This window comes from Enterococcus sp. AZ071 (assembly GCF_050499065.1).
GTDB lineage: Bacteria > Bacillota > Bacilli > Lactobacillales > Enterococcaceae > Enterococcus_A > Enterococcus_A ferrettii.
Genome location: NZ_JBIPAS010000001.1, coordinates 1,428,585 through 1,445,919, shown reverse-complemented (window position 1 = coordinate 1,445,919; position 17,335 = coordinate 1,428,585). Strand labels below are relative to the sequence as shown.

The window sequence follows — 17,335 nt, the reverse complement described above, 5'->3', positions numbered from 1 at the left end:
CTACTTCGTAAGTTCAGCCTCTTTTTTTGTTATGGATATCTCAACAAGTCCTGGCGCTTCGATCATAGTCAAATTTTCAAAATCATAACTATCATCCTTTAGTTTTCGTCTAAAGTATTTATGTATAAAATCGATCTCTTTTTGCTGTATGTTTCGTTTGTCATTTTTAATCACGATTTCTGCATGTTTGTACGCGTCAGTGAAGATGACTGTTGTATTGCCAATGGTATAAACTTTGATCATGTTCGCATCTGTGTTCTCAAGTTGATTAAATACTAAACGCGAATGGCTATTAGTAACATTCACTAGTTTCATGGACAAGCTCCTTCCCTGAAAATTACATTCCTATGATAATTATATAAAAAAATTCAAAAAAAATGAAGAGTAAAGCTCAAAAAAGCTGAGATAGATTTCTATCTCAGCTTTTTTCGCTTACTCTTTGCCATCTTCCTTGACTAAACGCTCTGGTTTAGAGGTAATAACAATGTTATCTTCTTTATCCAATTTTGCCTTAAGCTCATGGATAGTTGGATGGTCCAGATAAAATTCAGCAATTCCGTCTTCAATAGTTTCTTGTATTGTTCGACGAAGAGGGCGAGCTCCCATGGATGGGTCGTAGCCAAGATCTACTAATTTTTCCTTAACATTGATAGGAACATCTATATGCAGCTTTTGACCAGCTAGCATATTGTTTACATCATTAATCATCAAAGAAACTATTTCCATTAGACTTTCTTTGTTTAATGGACTGAATTCAATGATTCCGTCAAAACGATTCAAGAATTCTGGAGCAAAGAAATCTTTTAGTTGTCCAAGGACGGAACGAGTCGTTCCTTCTCGAGCTGCGCCAAAGCCAACATTAGCCTCAATTTTGCCAGTTCCAGCATTGCTTGTCATGATAATCAAGGTGTCCTTAAAGCTTACTGTTCTCCCTTGAGCGTCTGTTAACCGACCATCATCAAGTATTTGCAAGAACATGTGTAAAACATCTGGATGAGCTTTTTCAATTTCATCTAGCAGGATTAAGCTGTACGGGTTACGACGAACACGTTCAGTTAATTGCCCAGCTTCTTCATAACCGACATATCCTGGAGGAGAGCCAATCAATTTTGAAACGCTGTGTTTTTCCATATATTCAGACATGTCGAAGCGAATCATTGATTCTTGTGATCCAAACATTTCGTAAGCAAGTTGTTTAGCTAATTCTGTTTTACCAACACCAGTAGGTCCGACAAATAAGAAGGAACCGATTGGTCGATTCTTCTTGTTCAAGCCCACACGATTACGGCGAATGGCTTTAGAAACTTTTTCTACGGCTTCATCTTGACCGATTACATGTTTCTTCAAATCATCCGCTAAGTTTTTCAACTGTGTTTGTTCTTTTTCTTTAAGATCGCCGACAGGGATACCAGTTTGTTTTTCAACAATAGACTCCATATCCTTCTCAGTAATGACAGGTATTTCTTCATCACTTATTTGACGGTCCTTCATTCGTTGAAGTTTGTTGATTTGGTCCCGATAATAAGCTGCTTTTTCAAAGTCTTCCTCCTGAGAAGCTAACCCTTTTTGTTCTTCAGCTTCTGCCAGCTTTTTATCGATTACTTTTGGATCAACAATTTGAATCGTCAAATTCTTTTTCGAACCTGATTCATCCAACAGATCAATGGCCTTATCCGGCAAGAAACGATCTTGAATGTATCGGTTAGATAGTTCCGCGGCCGATTTGATTGCTTCATCAGTGTATTTCACATGGTGATAGTCTTCATAACGAGGTTGCAAACCTTTCAAAATCTCAATAGTCTCTTCGACGCTAGGTTCATCAACCCGTACAGGTTGCATACGACGTTCCAACGCAGCATCCTTTTCGATGATGCGGTATTCATTTAAAGTAGTAGCTCCCACCATTTGCATTTCGCCACGGGCAAGAGCTGGTTTTAAAAGATTTCCAGCATCCATATTTCCATCACCAGCAGAACCAGCACCAACTATTTCGTGTACTTCATCAATAAATAAGATAATATTTTCAGCTTGACGTATTTCCTCAATTAATTTTTGCATGCGCTCTTCAAATTGACCGCGAATGCCCGTACCTTGAACTAATGAAGCAACGTCTAAACGAATAACTTCTTTGTCCATTAGTTTTTGCGGAACATCACCATTGACAATCTTTTGAGCTAATCCTTCAACTACCGCTGTTTTACCAACACCGGGTTCACCAATTAAAACTGGATTATTTTTAGTACGGCGATTTAAAATCTCTATGACACGTTGAATTTCATCGTCTCGTCCTACGACAGGATCGATGTTTCCATCACGTGCGGATTGAGTAATATTAATTCCAAATTCATCAAGAAGTCCGCCGCCATTCCCACGAGGGGGCTGTTGTCCATTGAAACCATTTCCGCCGCCAAATTGGGTAGGGGGAGTTTGGTCCACGGCACCTTGCTGCTGCATTTGTTGAGACATGGATCGGAATAAGTCATCTAGACTTCCAAATCCGAATGGATCGTTTGCTGCCATTTGTGGAGCACCTCCTGTAGCTTGATTTTTTAGTTTTTGATAGCAACTCTGACAATAGTCCAACTGTTTTCGTTGTCCATTGACATTTGCATACAAATGAATCGTTGCTTCATTTTTATGGCAATTTTGGCAAAGCATTTTATTCACCCTTTCACCTTTTCTTCCATTGTACATCTAGGAAGGGATTCTCGTAAAAAGATACGCTGGTCAAAAGTTTGACTTTATCTGACCTTAAGTCATATTATACTGACTTCTACAATAAAATCAAGTGGAAGGCTCAAAAAAATTAGCACTCGCATACCGAGAGTGCCAATCACAGAATTTTCTCATGAAAATCTTTTTCTAGGAGAGCAAGTGTTATGAAAAAAAGAATGAAAACAGAAAATTTCAGCGATTATTTCATGAAAAAGAGGTATTTTAAGAAAGGGCATACATTTCATTGAAAGAAATCGTATAAAATTGTTGTATCGATAACCAAAAAATGGTAATCTTTAGGAATGAAGGGCTTGAAGAAACAAGTAATGTTGCGAAAGCCCTAACATAAAAACAAAATTTTCTTGTACAAAGGAGAACGGTCAATATGGAAAAAAAAGATTTTCACGTAGTAGCAGAAACAGGGATTCATGCACGTCCAGCAACATTATTAGTGCAAACTGCAAGCAAATTTAACTCTGATATCAATTTGGAGTATAAAGGAAAATCAGTTAACCTTAAATCAATCATGGGCGTTATGTCTCTAGGTGTTGGCCAAGGTTCTGACGTTACTATTTCTGCTGAAGGTGCTGACGAAAAAGAAGCAATGGAAGCAATTGTAGAAACTATGAAGAAAGAGGGACTATCTGAATAATGGTTGAAATGCTAAAAGGTATTGCCGCTAGCGACGGAGTTGCCGTTGCGAAAGCTTACTTGCTAGTTCAACCGGATTTGTCTTTCCAAAAGAAAAGTATTGAAGATACAGCTGCTGAAGAAAGCCGTCTTGATGACGCTTTAGCAGCTTCTTCTTCAGAACTTCAAAAAATTCGGGATAAAGCTGCAAAAAGCTTAGGTGAAGAAGAAGCACAAGTGTTTGATGCCCATTTAATGGTTCTATCAGATCCAGAAATGATCGGTCAAATCAAAACACATGTTCAAGATAATAAAGTAAATGCAGAATCAGCATTAAAAGAAGTTACTGATATGTATATTGGTATGTTTGAAGCAATGGACGATAATACGTACATGCAGGAACGTGCAGCAGATATTCGTGACGTAACAAAACGCGTAATGGCACATCTGTTAGGTGTAAAATTACCAAATCCATCAATGATTGATGAAGAGGTAGTAGTAGTAGCTCATGACTTGACACCAAGTGATACAGCACAACTAAACAAAAACTTTGTAAAAGCCTTTGTTACTGACATCGGCGGACGTACTTCTCATTCTGCTATTATGGCGCGCTCGTTGGAAATTCCGGCTATTGTTGGAACAATGGAAATTACTTCAAAAGTAAAAGAAGGCGACATTTTAGCTGTAAATGGTATTGCTGGTGAAACGATTATCAACCCTACTGATGAGCAGGCAGCTGAATTTCTTAAAGTTGGTGAAGACTACGCCGCTCAAAAAGCTGAGTGGGAAAAACTGAAAGATGCTGAAACAGTAACGGCTGATGGCAAACATTTTGAACTAGCTGCTAACATTGGAACACCAAAAGATTTAACTGGTGTACACAACAATGGCGCTGAAGCAATTGGTTTGTACCGTACAGAATTCTTGTATATGGATTCTCCTGATTTCCCAACTGAAGAAGATCAGTTCGAAGCATACAAAGCAGTTCTTGAAGGTATGGGCGAAAAACCTGTAGTGGTTCGTACCATGGATATCGGTGGGGATAAAGAACTCCCTTACTTGAAACTTCCTCACGAAATGAACCCATTCTTAGGCTATCGCGCATTACGTATCAGTTTATCAGAGCTAGGTGAAGATATGTTCCGTACACAGTTACGTGCATTATTGCGCGCTTCTGCTTACGGTAATCTACGTATTATGTTCCCAATGGTAGCGACTCTTAAAGAGTTCCGTGCTGCTAAGAAAATGTATGAAGAAGAGCATGGAAAGCTTGCAAAAGAAGGCGTTAAAGTATCTGATACCATTCAAGTTGGTATCATGATTGAAATTCCAGCAGCAGCAGTATTAGCTGATAAATTTGCAAAAGAAGTGGACTTCTTTAGTGTTGGAACAAACGATTTAATCCAATACACAATGGCAGCTGACCGCATGAACGAACGCGTTTCTTATTTATACCAACCATATAACCCTTCAATCTTACGTTTGATTAAAAACGTTATTGATGCAGCACATGCTGAGGGCAAATGGGCTGGTATGTGTGGAGAAATGGCTGGCGATCAAACAGCTGTACCGTTGTTAATGGGTATGGGTCTTGATGAATTTTCTATGAGTGCTACGTCTATTCTTAAGACTCGTAGTTTAATGAAACGTCTAACTACTTCAGATATGGCTGAATTAGCGGATAAAGCATTGAACGACTGTGATACAATGGAAGAAGTTGTAGAACTAGTTGAGTCTTACGTAAAATAGTTCATATTCAACGCCACTGTCTATTCAAGGCAGTGGCGTTTTTATTTGTCTAAATTAGGACTTCCGATTGATAGAATTAGATTCGCCCTATGGTATAATGGATTTGCTGTTGAAGAGGAGTGAATTGATTGAAAGTCTTATTATACTTCGAAGGACAATCAGTTATAGGCAAATCTGGGATCGGTCGAGCCCTAGTCCATCAAAAACGGGCATTATCATCTATAGGGATTCAGTACACATTGGATCCATCAAGTACCGATTACGATATATTGCATGTGAACACTTATGGCCCCAAAAGTGCTAAACTAGTAGCTAAAGCAAAAAGACTAGGTAAAAAAGTTATTTACCATGCTCATTCTACTGAGGAGGATTTTCGGAATTCTTTTATTGGATCAAATAAACTAGCACCATTTGTTAAAAAATGGTTGGTTCATTTATATAGTCAGGCTGATTTTTTGATTACTCCGACTCCTTATTCAAGAGAACTTTTAAGAAGTTACGGATTGACGCAACCAATTGCTGCAATTTCCAATGGAATTGATTTACAGCGTTATTACCCAAGTAAAGAAAAGGAAAAGGCTTTTCGAAGTTATTTTTCGTTATCCGAGGAACAAAAAGTAATCATTAGTGTAGGGCTCTTTTTTGAGCGTAAGGGACTGATTGATTTTGTTGAGATTGCTAAAAAAATGCCAGATTATACGTTTATTTGGTTTGGCGACGTTCCTATGTACTCAATTCCACACAATATTCGTAGAATTGTAAAAGTAGACCATCCAAAAAATGTACTGTTTCCTGGATACATCAAAGGAGAGGTCATTGAAGGTGCCTATTCGGCCGCTGATTTATTCTTTTTTCCTTCTTATGAAGAGACGGAAGGAATTGTCGTACTCGAGGCCTTAGCCAGTCGGCAGAAAGTCTTGCTTCGTAATATTCCAGTTTATCATGGTTGGATGAAAAATGGTGTCAATTGTTACATGGGAACCTCCAGACAAGAATTTATTACTTTAATTGAACAAATTACCAGTCAGCAACTATCGAATATAACTGAGGCAGGCTTTAAGACAGCCCAGAGTAAGAGTATTACAGAAATTGGTCGGGAGCTGCAGATTGTTTATCAGGCGGTACTTGATGAATCATACAATCAATCGATGTATCAACAAATCGTTGAATAGTTTGGAGGAGAAAACGTGCGTATTGGTTTCTTTACAGATACCTACTTTCCGCAAGTTAGTGGAGTGGCAACATCAATCAAAACCCTAAAGGAAGAGTTGGAGAAAAAAGGACATGAAGTCTACATATTTACCACGACCGACCCGGATGCTGAAGATTTCGAGAAAGATATTGTGCGAATGCCAAGTGTTCCATTCGTCTCATTTAAAGATCGGCGAATTGTAGTTCGAGGTATGTGGTTTGCCTATCAAATTGCCAAAGAACTAGAGCTGGAATTAATTCATACCCATACTGAATTTGGGGCAGGATTGTTGGGTAAGATGGTTGGCAGCCGTTTAAAAATTCCAGTAGTCCATACCTATCATACAATGTATGAAGATTACCTTCATTATATCGCTAACGGAAAAGTTGTGCGTCCAACGCATGTAAAACATTTTATTCGTATGTTTATCAATCGGTCAACAGGTGTAGTCTGTCCAAGCCAACGAGTAGTAAACACATTAAAACGATATGAAGTAGAAATTCCTATGCGAATCATCCCAACAGGGATCGAAATTGAAGAATTTATTCGTCCGGATATTACGGATCAGATGCTAAAAGATTTACGAAGTAAGTTAGGAATTACTGATGATCAGTTGATGATACTGTCCTTAAGTCGAATTTCTTATGAGAAGAATATACAGGTCATCGTTCAACAGTTTCCCAAGGTGCTAGAAAGGTTACCTAATGTACGATTAGTAATTGTCGGTAAAGGTCCCCATAGAGAAGCTCTAGAGGAGCTTGTGGAAGAATTGGGGCTTCAAGAGTTTATACAATTTACTGGAGAAATCCCTCACGATCAAGTTGCAGTCTATTATCGTTCTGCTGACTATTTTGTGAGTGCATCAACTTCAGAAACGCAAGGATTAACCTATGCGGAAGCAATCGCCTCAGGCACGCAATGTGTGGTCGAAGGAAATGATTATTTAGAAGCGCTCTTGGATGATGAACGTTTAGGAGTAACTTTTGAGAAGGATGAGGATTTTTCTGAGTCTTTAATCAATTATGTTAGTAAAGGGTTCATCTTGGATGATACATTGAAAGAGAGAAAATTAACCGAAATATCCGCCCAGAAGTTTGGTGATGAAATAATTGATTTTTATCAGCAAATGTTGGAGTATTATCAGAATAATCACCAAAAGTCGTCTCTTAGTCAAAGACGTCCTGTAGAAAAGGTTCGAGTAAAAATTGCTTCACTGAAAAATTCAGTAGATAAATAAGGTCTAAATCCATCTCTTCAGGTATACTAGAGATGGATTTAGTTTTTTTAGGAGGGATTAAATTTATGGAATTAGGTTTTATAGGCACAGGCGTTATGGGGAAGGCAATTGTTGCACATTTAATGAGCGCAGGGCACAAAGTTAATGTATATAACCGGACTAAAAGTAAAGCTGACGAATTAGTTGAAGGTGGTGCTGTTTGGCAAGATACACCGGCAATGGTAACCGAAAATTCAGAAATAGTTTTTACGATGGTTGGTTACCCTAGTGATGTAGAAGAAATCTATTTTAAGAAAAATGGCATATTTACCGTTTCAATTGAAAATAAAATTTTAGTGGATTTGACAACTTCTACTCCTACTCTAGCTAAAAAGATTCAACAAACAGCTATTGAAAAAGGAGCAGATGCATTGGATGCACCTGTTTCTGGTGGAGATCTTGGTGCAAAAAATGCTACATTAACGATCATGGTTGGTGGCCATTCATCTACTTATGAGAAAGTTGTTCCTTTATTTAAAATTATGGGAAAAGCTGTTTCACTTCATGGAGATGCCGGCAGCGGTCAGCATACTAAAATGGCCAATCAAATTATGATTGCTGGCACCATGACAGGTATGACTGAAATGCTGGTTTATGCTCAAAAAGCTGGCTTAGATTTACCTCAGGTTTTAAAAACACTAGGTGACGGTGCAGCTGAAAATTGGTCCATGATGAATTATGGTCCGAGAATCTTGAAAGAAGACTATTCTCCCGGCTTCTTCGTAAAGCATTTTATTAAGGATTTAAAAATTGCTCTTGATGAAGCGGCAGAATTATCTTTGGAACTTCCAGGAACCAAGCTAGCTGTCGAATTGTATGAACAATTAGCCAACGATGGATATGAGAATGATGGTACCCAAGCTTTAATTAAATTATGGTGGTCTGAAGGGAAAGTTGGCTTTTACAAAAATTAAGAATTATTTTGGCAAAATCAATGCAAGATAAGGTCTGATTTGATACAATAATACAGAATGATTGGAAGGGAGGCACCTAGATGAAACACTCGCAATTAGTTGCCATTATTAAACGCTTGGAAGCTATGACAGAATCTACAGATAATGAAGTTCAAGTTCGCCGTTTTGAAAAAGATGGAGTCGAAAAATGTACGGTAACTTACGATAGTACAACTGAAACATTTGAATTGACTGAAAGTGATAGTAAACAAACATACCAATTCGATAATATTGATATTGTCGCAATGGAAATTTATGACTTGATTCAATAAAGCGGGGGAACCCGTTTTTTTGATTGTTGATTGTATAAAAAACTTTGCTGAGGCTTTTAGTTCGGAACCTCAGCAAAGTTTTTTTGTTTCCTTTATGTTGCATATTATTTGAACTTATCTTTCTTTTGGAAGATTATAGAATATGTAAGTAGAAGTGGAGGAAATAAAATGTTAGACAAAGAAGTTTACAATCAATTATTTAAGCCATCTTTTTCCAAAAAGACAGAGGTAGTTTATTGGGATGGAAGTGTAAAGGAATATGGTGAAACTTCGGGTGAGGCAGCCTTTAAAATTACTTTTCATGAAAAAATTCCAGTAAAGGATTTGATGAACAATGCCTCGTTAGCTTTAGGTGAAGCCTACATGGAAAAACGAATAGAAGTGGAAGGGAATCTACAGGAGCTGATTTATGATGTCTATAATCAGGCAGAAGGTTTCTTTCATAATAAGAATTTTAAAAAATGGCTGCCGAAAGAAAAGCATACTAAGAAACAATCGCAAACGGACATTCACAGTCATTATGACTTAGGAAATGAATTCTATGAGCTTTGGCTAGACCCAACTCTAACCTATTCTTGTGCTTACTTTGTTACACCAGAAGATACATTGAAGCAAGCGCAAATTAATAAAGTCCATCATATATTAGATAAATTATTTATTAAGCCAGGAGAAACCTTGCTAGATATTGGTTGTGGCTGGGGAACGTTAATTTTGATCGCAGCCAAAGAATATGGAGTTAAATCAACAGGTATCACTTTGAGTGAGGAGCAATATCATCATATTCAAGGAATAATTCAAAAGGAACATCTTGAAGATAAGATATCAGTTCGTCTAATGGATTATCGAGATTTGAAAGACGAAACCTACGATCATATTACAAGTGTCGGGATGTTTGAACATGTCGGTGCAGAAAATTTGTCCGAATATTTTAATGTAGTGAAGAAAAATTTGTCAGCTAAGGGAACAGCACTCATTCATGGAATTAGTCGACAACAAGGCGGAGCAAAGAATGCTTGGATAAATAAATATATTTTCCCAGGGGGGTATATTCCAGGTGTTACAGAGCTTGTGGGTCACATGACGGAAAATGATTTACAGCTGATCGACTTAGAAAGCTTGCGCAGAGATTATCAACTTACGTTAGAGCAGTGGACTAAAAATTTTCATGAGGTTAAGGATCAAGTGGTGGAACAAAAAGATGAAGCATTCTACCGAATGTGGGACTTGTATTTGCAAGCATGTGCTGCTTCTTTCCAGGCCAGCAACATTGATGTCATTCAGTATTTGCTGACACATCCAAATAATAATGCTATCCCTATGCACCGCAGAGGATAAAAGCAGGAGTGATCTTTTTTGATCACTCTTTTTGTTGTTCTTGTTAAGAAAATTTTATAAAATGGATATTGAGTACATTGCAAGCTGAAAAGTAGTAAATATTTCAAGAAAAGCTTTGATGTCCAAAGTTTCTTAACGTTTGGATTATCGAAATTTTTGCTTTTTGAGTACACCAATTTTCTGTAAAATGACAAAAGCAGCTTGCATTGAAAATAAAAATAGGATATAGTTTGATCATCAAATGATTTGAATGTCAAACTAATTGGGTGAGGGAAAATGGAACACAATTGGGAAGAAATGAACAACTACTTAGTGACTATCTTTAATGACGTTCTGTCAATTGAAGAAAATGAGCTGAAAAAATCGAGGTTTAGAGATCTAACAATCACTGAAATGCATACGATAGATGCAATAGGTATGTATAAGAAGAAAACCACGACGGAAGTAGCACGAGAGCTTTTGGTCACTGTAGGAACCTTAACAACATCAATAAATCGTTTAGTGAAAAAGGAATATGTTGAACGTATCCGTAGTGAAGATGACCGAAGAGTAGTCAAACTATCTTTAACAAAAAAAGGAAAGTTGGTTTTTCGTGTTCATCAGCACTTCCATCGCGAAATGGTACGTCATGCGACAGAAGGTTTAAACACTGAAGAGCAGGAAGTTTTCTTACGAGCACTGAAAAATCTATATGAATATTTAGAGGAAATCAAATGAGCATCGATCAATATGGAAAGATTACGGCAACTGCCCGTTATCTTCCAAACAATATTGTTACAAACGATGAATTGGCTCAATGGATGGATACATCAGACGAGTGGATTCAATCAAGAACGGGAATCAAACAGCGCCATATTGCTGAAGAGGAGAATACATCTGATCTTTGTACCGAAGTGGCTCAGAAATTGTTGGCTAAAGCACAACTAGATGCGTCTTCATTAGACTTTATAATCGTTGCGACAATGTCTCCTGATTATTCGTCTCCTTCTGTTGCATGTCAGGTGCAAGGGAGAATTGGTGCTCGTCAAGCGATGGCTTTTGACCTAACAGCTGCTTGTGCTGGTTTTGTCTATGCTTTAGCAACGGGGGAAAACTTTATTCGCACCGGGCTGAAGAGGGGAATAGTAATTGGTGGTGAAAAGACTTCTAAGCTAATTAACTGGGAAGATCGTTCAACAGCTGTTCTTTTTGGAGATGGTGCAGCCGGCGTATTGCTGGAGGCTGAGAATAAACCTTCGATCATTCGTCAGATGCTGCGAGCAGATGGAGAACGTGCTAATTCATTGGTTGCCGGTTTTAGACCAACAAAAACCAAGTTTTATCAAGACGACGATCAGTCAGGTCTAACCATGGATGGTCGCGGTATTTGGAACTTTGCATTAAACGATGTTGTCGAAGATCTTCAAGCTTTTGTTGGGGAAGATCCCATTGACCTTTATCTTTTTCACCAGGCGAATCGCCGGATCATTGAAAAAATGGCTAAGAAATTAAAAGAGCCGATTGAAAAATTCCCAATGAATTTGACTAACTATGGCAACACTTCCGCAGCGAGTATTCCAATTTTATTAGACGAGCTGGTAGAAGCAGACATTATTCATTTGAATGGTTCACAAAAAGTGGTATTAACAGGTTATGGTGGTGGTCTTGCCTGGGGCAATCTATTACTGGAACTATAACTGTTTACAAATAATTTAAGAATATTAAATGGAGGAAACAACTCATGACTTTTGAAAAAATCCAAGGAATTATCGTAGAAGAACTAGGTGTAGAGAAAGAGAAAGTTGAATTAACAACAAATATTCAAGAAGATTTAGAAGCGGATAGTTTAGATCTATTCCAAATCATCAATGAAATTGAAGATGAATTTGACGTAAAAATCGAGACAGAAGATGGTATTGCTACTGTAAAAGATTTAGTTGAATACGTGGAAAAACAACAAAACGCATAAAGGACTAATGGCGAGGCGAGAGCCTGGCCTTTCCTTATATTAGGAGAAAATTTATGAAAACAGCATTTTTATTTAGCGGTCAAGGAGCTCAATATGTTGGTATGGGGAAAGAACTTTATCAACAGGAACCAATTGTTCGTCAAACCTTTGAAGAGGCTAGTGACTTATTAGGATACTCAATGAGCCAGCTTTGTTTTGAAGAAAATCAGAATATTCATGAAACAGAGTATACCCAACCTGCTATTTTAACTGTCAGTACGGCATTTTTACGTGTAGTAGAAAAAATGGGTGTTACTAAGAAGGCGGTTGCTGGTTTAAGTCTAGGGGAGTATACAGCGCTGGTTGCAGCAGGGGCTCTAGATTTTGGAGATGCTGTTCAATTAGTTCAAAAACGAGGTCAATACATGAGCGAGGCAGTTCCTAGCGGTAACGGGAAAATGGTTGCCGTATTGAATACTCCGGCAGAAGTAATTGAAGATTGTTGTCAGCAAGCTTCTTCAATAGGTGTTGTTTCTCCAGCCAATTACAATACTCCGCAGCAAATTGTTATAGGTGGAGAAACTACAGCGGTTGAGAGGGCAGAAGAATTACTTTCTGTGGCGGGGGTTAAGCGAATGATCCCATTAAATGTGAGTGGACCTTTTCATACAGCTTTATTAGAGCCAGCCAGTCGTCAGTTAAATAAAGCACTGCAAAAGATCATATTTCATGACTTCAACTGTCCAGTTATTTCAAATACAACAGCAAAAGAAATGCCAGTTTCAGAAATCGTTTCCTTATTAACGGCTCAAGTGATGTCTCCAGTACGATTTAGCGACAGTATTCTTGAATTGAGAGAAATGGGCATTGAACGGATGATCGAGATTGGTCCTGGTAAAACATTAACTGGTTTTATTAAAAAAATTGATCGCTCGATTCAAACGAGTCGAGTGGAAGATGCTGGAACATTGCTGGATACAATTCAATTATTGGGAGGAACCGATGGAATTAGCGAATAAAACTGTCTTTATTACTGGTAGCAGCCGTGGAATCGGCTGGGGAATTGCTCAAGCCTTTGCTAAACAAGGTGCCAACATTGTACTAAATGGTCGTAAAGAAATTTCACCCGATAAGGTAAGCGAGATTGAAGCGCTTGGTGTCAACTGTACTTTTATTTGTGGTGATATTAGCTCATTTGAAGATGCGGGACGAATGATTGCTGAAACGAATGAAGTTTATGGTTCGATTGACATCTTAATAAATAATGCTGGGATTACCCAAGACAAATTGTTGCTCCGGATGAAGCCGGAAGAATTTGATGCCTGCTTAAATATCAACCTTAAGGGTACGTTTAATATGACTCAGCAAGTCTTGAAACAGATGATGAAGCAACGTAGTGGAACTATCATTAACATGGCAAGCGTCATTGGCCAGATTGGTAATGTCGGTCAAAGTAATTATGCTGCTAGTAAAGCTGGCGTGATAGGCTTTACTAAATCAGTTGCCAGAGAAGTTGCCCCAAGAGGTATTACTTGTAACGCATTAGCCCCAGGTTTTATCGCCACAGAAATGACGGATCAATTAAGTGACAAAATAAAACTGCAAATTGAAGACCAAATTCCATTGAAACGCTATGGCAGTGTCGAGGATGTGGCCAAAGCAGCTGTATTTTTAGCAGAAAATAAATATTTAACAGGTCAAGTGATTAATGTCGATGGTGGCATGGTCATGTAAAGAAAGGATGTATAAAATGAATCGTGTTGTAATTACCGGATACGGTGTTGTATCACCTATTGGCAATGACAGAGAAACATTTTTAACTAACTTAAAACAAGGAAAACATGGTATTGGTCCTATTCAGCAATTTGATGCTTCTGAGACCGGCATCACTATGGCTGCAGAAGTTAAGGACTTTCCTTTAGAAAAATATTTCGTCAAAAAAGATACAAAACGTATGGAACGTTATTCTTTATATGCTATTTATGCAGCTTTAGAAGCGATGGAAATGAGCGGTATTAATACTGAAGACGAGGATATGGAACGAGTAGGTGTCATGATCGGTTCTGGTATTGGCGGACTTGGAACGATTCAAGACCAAGTTTTACGTATGGATGCCAAAGGTCCTGGCCGAGTTTCTCCAATGTTTGTTCCTCTGGCTATTGTTAATATGGCGGCTGGCAATGTTGCTTTACGTATTGGAGCAAAAGGTATTTGCACAAGTACGGTTACAGCATGTGCAAGCGGCACTCATTCGATCGGTGAAGCTTTCCGAAATATCAAGCATGGTTACTCTGATGTTATGATCGCAGGAGGAGCCGAGTCTTGCATTAACAAGATTGGTATTTCTGGTTTTGCAGCTCTTACGGCGTTAAGTGATTCTACAGATGCTGCTCATGCGTCAATTCCTTTTGACAAAGATCGTAACGGTTTTGTAATGGGTGAAGGTGCTGGTGTTTTAGTATTGGAATCATTGGAACATGCACAAAAGCGCGGAGCAACTATTTTAGGTGAGGTTGTTGGATATGGCGCGACTTGTGATGCTTACCATATGACTGCTCCAGATCCAGAGGGTGCTGGTGCCGCGCGTGCGATTACTCAAGCAGTTCAAGAAGCTCAAATTGATCCTGCAGATGTGAATTATGTGAATGCTCACGGGACAAGTACTCAAGCAAATGACAAAGCAGAAAGTAAAGCAATTGCTCATGCTTTAACTGATAAGGCGTATGTTAGCAGTACTAAATCCTTAACTGGACATTTGCTAGGTGGAGCTGGTGGTGTGGAAGCTGTAGCTACTTTGTTAGCAATTCAAGAACAATTTATTCCACCAACAGCCAACATTAATGAGGTTGATCCTGAAATTGAAGCAAATATTGTGGTAAATGAAGCCAAAGAAACTGTAGTGAATTATGCAGTAAGTAATTCACTAGGTTTTGGCGGACACAATGCAGTGATTTGCTTGAAGCGCTGGGAGGCTTAGTAAAAATGGACATCAAAGAAGTCAAAGAATTGATGGAGCAGTTTGACCGCTCCTCTTTAACTGAATTTGACCTTCATGAAGGCAGCTTTGAGTTATACATGAACAAAAATAAAGGTAGTCGGCAAGCAGCTCCGACTGTTGAAATTGAGAGAGTTGCTGTAGATCAGCCTAAAGAAGTAGTAACAGCTGAAGTTGAAGTCAACGCGACGTCAACTTCAGCTCAACCAGAAGTTGGAAACATTGTCTCTTCACCAATTGTTGGTGTCGTTTACCTGCAGCCCTCGCCAGATCAACCAGCTTTTAAAGAAGTGGGGGATTCAGTGGGAAAAGGTGAAACAGTATGTATCATTGAAGCAATGAAGCTGTTGAATGAAGTTGTTAGTGATTTTGACGGAACAATTGTTGATGTTTTAGTAGAGAATGAAGATGTTGTGGAGTATGGGCAACCTTTGTTCCGTATCAATTAAATTTCTAAAAAACTAGAGAATTCATAATATGATTAGGAGTGAAAATATATGATGACTATTGAAGAAATCAAAGAAATCATTCCTCACCGTTATCCTATGCTGTTGATTGACCGTGTAGAGAGTGTGGAACCAGGGAAATCAATTTTAGCTAAGAAGAATGTTTCAATCAACGAACCGTTCTTCCAAGGACATTTCCCCCATGAGCCTGTTATGCCGGGTGTACTAATCGTTGAAGCAATGGCTCAAGCTGGAGCGGTAGCTTTGCTGTCAATGGACGAGTTTAAAGGCAAAACCGCTTATTTTGGCGGAATTGACAAGGCGAAATTCCGTAAAAAGGTAGTTCCCGGTGACACGTTAGAAATAGAAATAGAATTAACAAAAGTTCGTTCTTCTGCAGGCTGTGGCAAAGGAATTGCACGAGTTGATGGCAAAAAGGTAGCCGAAGCAGAATTGACCTTTATGATTGGATAGATGTCTATGTTTTCAAAAATATTAATTGCTAACCGTGGTGAGATAGCAGTTCGAATTATTCGCGCTTGTCGAGAGTTGGGAATCCAAACGGTTGCCGTTTACTCTGAAGCTGATAAGGAAGCCTTGCATACTGAGATGGCTGATGAAGCGATTTGTATTGGACCGGCTCGGTCAAAGGATTCTTATTTAAATATGCAGGCAATTTTGAGTGCAGCACTTGTTACTAATGCTGAAGCGATTCATCCAGGTTTTGGCTTTTTATCTGAGAATAGTTTGTTTTCGACGATGTGTCGGGAATGCAGCATTAAGTTTATTGGACCTAGTGAAACAACAATTGATGAAATGGGAAACAAAATCCATGCGCGTCAATTAATGAAAGCTGCGGGCGTTCCAGTTATTCCTGGAAGTGATGGCGCTATTCATACTCTGAAAGAAGCTGAAAAAATTGCGGACACTGTAGGGTATCCAGTAATGTTAAAAGCTGCAGCCGGAGGTGGGGGTAAAGGAATCCGCAAAGTTTTGAAAAAAGCTGAGCTGGAAAAGAACTTTAATTCTGCCAAGGCTGAGGCTAAAGCAGCCTTTGGCGATGATTCAATGTATTTGGAGAAAATCATTTATCCCGCACGTCATATTGAAGTTCAAATCTTAGGAGACCAAGCCGGAAATGTTATTCATTTAGGCGAACGTGATTGTTCTTTGCAAAGAAACAATCAGAAGGTGCTGGAAGAAGCTCCATCGATTGTAATTGATCAAAAACAACGAGATATGTTAGGATCAATTGCTGTCAGAGCGGGGAAAGCGGTCAATTATGAAAGTGCTGGAACCATTGAATTTTTAAGAGATGAAGCAGGTAATTTCTATTTCATGGAAATGAATACCCGCATTCAAGTTGAGCATCCAATTACTGAAATGGTCACGGGGATTGACATTGTCAAAAAACAGATTAAAATTGCATCAGGGGAACCACTTGGTTTAAAACAAGAAGAAGTCACCTTTAAGGGACATTCAATTGAATGTCGAATCAATGCTGAAAATCCTGCATTCAATTTTGCTCCATCACCTGGTAAGATTCATACACTGCTTTTGCCAAGCGGAGGTTTGGGATTGCGTGTGGATAGTGCTATGTACAGTGGTGTGACGATTCCACCTTATTACGATTCAATGATTGCTAAAATTATTGTTCATGGTGAAGATCGCTTAGATGCGCTAATGAAAATGCAGCGTGCTTTAGGAGAATTCGTTTCTGAAGGTGTTATTACTAACGTAGAATTTCAAATGGATTTAATCAGCCATCCTAATGTACTTTTTGGTGATTATGATACAAGCTTTTTACAGACTACTTTCTTACCTGAGTGGCAAGAAAGTGAGTAG

The 17,335-nt window shown here is 38.6% G+C and carries 18 protein-coding genes; 16 read left to right on the top strand and 2 right to left on the bottom strand.

The features are described from left to right. Nucleotides 1-315, bottom strand: a complete 315-nt coding sequence (locus IGI49_RS07155; protein ID WP_207702286.1) for a DUF1827 family protein — start codon at nt 313-315, stop codon at nt 1-3. A 117-nt stretch (nt 316-432) separates the two neighbouring features. Further along, on the bottom strand, nt 433-2,658 hold the full coding sequence (locus tag IGI49_RS07150; RefSeq protein WP_429964983.1) for an AAA family ATPase: 2,226 nt from the start codon (nt 2,656-2,658) through the stop codon (nt 433-435). Between the two features lie 442 nt (nt 2,659-3,100). On the opposite strand from IGI49_RS07150, the gene IGI49_RS07145 reads away from it, so the two are divergent. The 16 genes from IGI49_RS07145 (at nt 3,101) to IGI49_RS07070 (ending at nt 17,335) form a co-directional block, all read left to right on the top strand. Further along, nucleotides 3,101-3,367, top strand: a complete 267-nt coding sequence (locus IGI49_RS07145) for a phosphocarrier protein HPr (protein WP_010759545.1) — start codon at nt 3,101-3,103, stop codon at nt 3,365-3,367. After that, nucleotides 3,367-5,094 (top strand): phosphoenolpyruvate--protein phosphotransferase, encoded by a 1,728-nt coding sequence (gene ptsP, locus IGI49_RS07140; RefSeq protein WP_429963950.1) that lies wholly within the window; start codon nt 3,367-3,369, stop codon nt 5,092-5,094. Before IGI49_RS07145 ends, ptsP begins: the two co-directional genes overlap by 1 nt. A gap of 128 nt (nt 5,095-5,222) precedes the next feature. Then, nucleotides 5,223-6,266 carry a glycosyltransferase gene (locus tag IGI49_RS07135; RefSeq protein ID WP_429963949.1) on the top strand — a complete coding sequence of 348 codons (1,044 nt, stop codon included), beginning with the start codon at nt 5,223-5,225 and terminating at the stop codon, nt 6,264-6,266. Nucleotides 6,267-6,281: 15 nt separating this feature from the next. Continuing rightward, the gene (locus tag IGI49_RS07130) at nt 6,282-7,523 is read left to right on the top strand and encodes a glycosyltransferase family 4 protein (RefSeq protein ID WP_429963948.1); all 1,242 of its coding nucleotides are present in this window, start codon (nt 6,282-6,284) and stop codon (nt 7,521-7,523) included. Between the two features lie 65 nt (nt 7,524-7,588). Then, the gene (locus tag IGI49_RS07125) at nt 7,589-8,476 is read left to right on the top strand and encodes an NAD(P)-dependent oxidoreductase (protein ID WP_429963947.1); all 888 of its coding nucleotides are present in this window, start codon (nt 7,589-7,591) and stop codon (nt 8,474-8,476) included. Nucleotides 8,477-8,556: 80 nt separating this feature from the next. Beyond that, on the top strand, nt 8,557-8,787 hold the full coding sequence (locus tag IGI49_RS07120) for a YkuJ family protein (protein WP_010759540.1): 231 nt from the start codon (nt 8,557-8,559) through the stop codon (nt 8,785-8,787). A 168-nt stretch (nt 8,788-8,955) separates the two neighbouring features. Beyond that, nucleotides 8,956-10,122: a class I SAM-dependent methyltransferase gene (locus IGI49_RS07115; protein ID WP_429963946.1), complete on the top strand. Its 1,167-nt coding sequence runs from the start codon at nt 8,956-8,958 to the stop codon at nt 10,120-10,122. 276 nt (nt 10,123-10,398) lie between these two features. Continuing rightward, on the top strand, nt 10,399-10,839 hold the full coding sequence (gene fabT / locus IGI49_RS07110) for a fatty acid biosynthesis transcriptional regulator FabT (protein ID WP_207702293.1): 441 nt from the start codon (nt 10,399-10,401) through the stop codon (nt 10,837-10,839). Then, nucleotides 10,836-11,798, top strand: a complete 963-nt coding sequence (locus tag IGI49_RS07105) for a beta-ketoacyl-ACP synthase III (RefSeq protein ID WP_429963945.1) — start codon at nt 10,836-10,838, stop codon at nt 11,796-11,798. Before fabT ends, IGI49_RS07105 begins: the two co-directional genes overlap by 4 nt. A gap of 44 nt (nt 11,799-11,842) precedes the next feature. Then, nucleotides 11,843-12,070 carry an acyl carrier protein gene (locus tag IGI49_RS07100; protein WP_207702295.1) on the top strand — a complete coding sequence of 76 codons (228 nt, stop codon included), beginning with the start codon at nt 11,843-11,845 and terminating at the stop codon, nt 12,068-12,070. A 53-nt stretch (nt 12,071-12,123) separates the two neighbouring features. After that, the gene (gene fabD / locus IGI49_RS07095; RefSeq protein ID WP_429963944.1) at nt 12,124-13,068 is read left to right on the top strand and encodes an ACP S-malonyltransferase; all 945 of its coding nucleotides are present in this window, start codon (nt 12,124-12,126) and stop codon (nt 13,066-13,068) included. Next, entirely contained in the window at nt 13,052-13,783 is a 732-nt protein-coding gene (fabG, locus tag IGI49_RS07090) for a 3-oxoacyl-[acyl-carrier-protein] reductase (RefSeq protein WP_429963943.1), read from the top strand. Before fabD ends, fabG begins: the two co-directional genes overlap by 17 nt. A gap of 16 nt (nt 13,784-13,799) precedes the next feature. Continuing rightward, nucleotides 13,800-15,026: a beta-ketoacyl-ACP synthase II gene (gene fabF / locus IGI49_RS07085; RefSeq protein ID WP_207702298.1), complete on the top strand. Its 1,227-nt coding sequence runs from the start codon at nt 13,800-13,802 to the stop codon at nt 15,024-15,026. Nucleotides 15,027-15,031: 5 nt separating this feature from the next. Further along, nucleotides 15,032-15,493 (top strand): acetyl-CoA carboxylase biotin carboxyl carrier protein, encoded by a 462-nt coding sequence (accB, locus tag IGI49_RS07080; protein WP_429963942.1) that lies wholly within the window; start codon nt 15,032-15,034, stop codon nt 15,491-15,493. Nucleotides 15,494-15,544: 51 nt separating this feature from the next. Next, entirely contained in the window at nt 15,545-15,964 is a 420-nt protein-coding gene (gene fabZ / locus IGI49_RS07075) for a 3-hydroxyacyl-ACP dehydratase FabZ (protein WP_429964982.1), read from the top strand. A 6-nt stretch (nt 15,965-15,970) separates the two neighbouring features. Beyond that, the gene (locus tag IGI49_RS07070) at nt 15,971-17,335 is read left to right on the top strand and encodes an acetyl-CoA carboxylase biotin carboxylase subunit (protein WP_429963941.1); all 1,365 of its coding nucleotides are present in this window, start codon (nt 15,971-15,973) and stop codon (nt 17,333-17,335) included.